Here is a 1,237-nt window from a genome sequence, read left to right on the forward strand (position 1 = left end):
GCGGGTCGGTGCCTAAGGCGGTGATGGCCTTTATCACATGGGGGGCGTCGTGCTTTATCATGGTGACGCCGTGATGACGCGTGTTGAGGTAGTCTTTATAGAAGGTGTCTAAGTCTGCCCAGTTGACTTGGCGGTGCGCTTTACGCCGTTCAACATACTCCTTAAAGCGTGACTCCAGTAGAGCTGGCGCAATACCGTATTCATTCAGTTTGGCTCTGGCTTTAGGGTAGGCGGCAATCACGGGTTGCGCTTCTAAAGCCAAACTGGCGCCCCAATTGCCGACGGCATTACCGTTCTTCAATTGCGCTTGATAGTAGTGGTATTCCAAACAGGTATCTAGGTCTTGTTCGACCTCAATCACCTTGTCGACCGGCACACTGTCTAAGGTGCCCGGTGGCAGTGAAATGCGCACCAAGCTCCGAATGGCTTCCGCCACCACGGTTTTTCGCTGTGTGTGGTCGTCTTGCAATAAGGGCAATACCGCTTGCGCCAGGCGCAGATACAAGTCGGTGAAGTCAGCCAAGGGGTCATCCAAAGCGACAAAATGGTGGGCGCACAACAGGGGAGCTTGATACTGGTAGCTGATGAGGGACGCAGGCTGCAGTGGGGTGATAAGCCCTTGGTCATCGGCTTCGGTCACCGTGGGAGAGGCGCAGGTCAAATAAAACGCGCTTAAGTCTTCTTTGCCGACATCGGCCACTTCTTTTGAGATTTGTTCAACCGGCAGACGATGGGTTGGGGCGGTGATATCGCGCAGCCAGGCTTGTCGTGCTTGTTGGCTCTCTGGAGTATCGCCTGTGTAGAAATCTTGCAGGTTTTGTGTCCAGCGCTGGCTCGCATAACCGATAAAATAGGGCCGGCCAGTTTGATAAAGCACGTAAGCATGAGGCTTTTCAGCGTCTGCGTTATATCGCGTTTCGGCCAGATCACCAACAAAACGGTAGAACTCACCTTTGATTACTTGGTATTCAGCCACAGACCAAGCGTCGGTCTCGGGGTCTTGGCTGAGGGCATAGAGCCAGCCATCGCGCAGCTGCCGTAAGGTATAAGGGAGTTTGTCTGAGCGCAGCACGCCGCCCGGGAAGAGTGTGGTGTCAGTGATGGGGTTGAGCCCTTTGACCACCTCATCATTGAGTGTGTTGAGGTCTCGGTTGTCGATGGCGTAGCGCACCGGAGCCAAGGCGGCAAAGGCGCTTTGATTCGCCGTGGCGACCTTCACCACGGGAAACGGTTTCTC

1 protein-coding gene is annotated in these 1,237 nt (G+C 54.7%); it reads right to left on the reverse strand.

Annotated features, from left to right (window positions below; genetic code table 11):
* Positions 1 to 1,237: toxin VasX (locus OH455_RS23160; RefSeq protein WP_269982933.1), on the reverse strand; the 1,237-nt coding region annotated here is incomplete at both ends.

This window comes from Vibrio sp. T11.5, from assembly GCF_027587155.1.
In the GTDB taxonomy this organism is placed as follows: Bacteria; Pseudomonadota; Gammaproteobacteria; order Enterobacterales; family Vibrionaceae; genus Vibrio; species Vibrio neptunius.